At 74.3% G+C, this 1,112-nt stretch carries 1 protein-coding gene; it reads left to right on the top strand.

Annotated features, from left to right (window positions below; genetic code table 11):
* Nucleotides 1-249: 249 nt before the first annotated feature.
* The coding region (locus AC27IQ_RS25250) for a ComEC/Rec2 family competence protein (protein WP_487091259.1) at nucleotides 250-1,112 on the top strand (863 nt) is incomplete at its 3' end.

Here is a 1,112-nt window from a genome sequence, read left to right as displayed (position 1 = left end):
TGAATCGACCCTAGATTGGCCATGAAGTTGGGCTATGCCAATAGGCGGAAAGCACCGGGCTGTAGCGAAAAGGAAACGCTGCCGTCGACCGCCATTAGCATGCGCGCATGCCGCAGCCGTCTCCCGCCTCTGCCGTCCTTGCCACGCCTGCCATGGCGCGCCCCTGGCGCTGGCCCTGGTGGCTGGCCGGGGTGCTCGCGGGAGCGGCGCTGCAGCTCACGCAGGCGACGTTGTGGCCGCTGGCCGCCTATGCGGCGGCGGCGCTGGGCGGGATGGCTGGGGGCCGTGGCGGCGGTGGTGCCGTCGGGCCGCGTGCGGCGGCTTGCCTGGTGCGGCTCGCGCGGGTGGATGCTGGCCTGCGGCCTGGTCTTCATGGGCGGCGCGACGGGGCTGCGGGCGCTGCTGTTCCTGCAGGGGGCCTTGCCGCCGGCGCTGGAAGGCCGCGACGTTGCCATCGTGGGCGTGGTGGCTGCCATGCCGCAGACCGGCGAATCCGGCGTGCGCCTGCGCATGGCGGTGGAATCGGCGGTGCTGGAGGGCCAGGCGGTCGCGGTGCCGCCGGTGATCGATGTGGCTTGGTACGTGGGCACCTTCGGCGAGGCCGCTGGCGCGGCGGACGTGCGGCGGCTGTCCACCCAGGTGCAGGCTGGCGAGCGCTGGCGCATGACCGTGCGCCTGAAGGCACCCCACGGCCTGCGCAACCCGCACGGTTTCGATGCCGAGCTGGCGTGGTGGGAGCAGGGCGTGCAGGCCACCGGCTACGTGCGCACCGGCGCGCGGGACGAACCGCCCCGCCGGCTGGAGGCGACCTGGCGTTACCCGGTGCAGCGGGCGCGCCAGGCGGTGCGCGATGCCATCCTGGCCCATCTCGCGCCGGTCGATGCCGGCACGGGCCTGGACGAAGGCGGCAACGCCGCCCGCACCCGCGCAGCGGGCGTGGTGGCCGCGCTGGTCACCGGCGACCAGCGCGCGATCGACCGGGCCGACTGGGACGTGTTCCGGGCCACGGGCGTGGCGCACCTGGTCAGCATCTCGGGCCTGCACATCACGCTGTTCGCCTGGCTGGCTGCCGCAGTGGTCGGTGCGCTGTGGCGCCGCGTGCCGCGCTGGTG

This window comes from Acidovorax sp. KPB24-07 (genome assembly GCF_057543315.1).
This window is presented reverse-complemented; position numbering and strand designations above follow the sequence as displayed.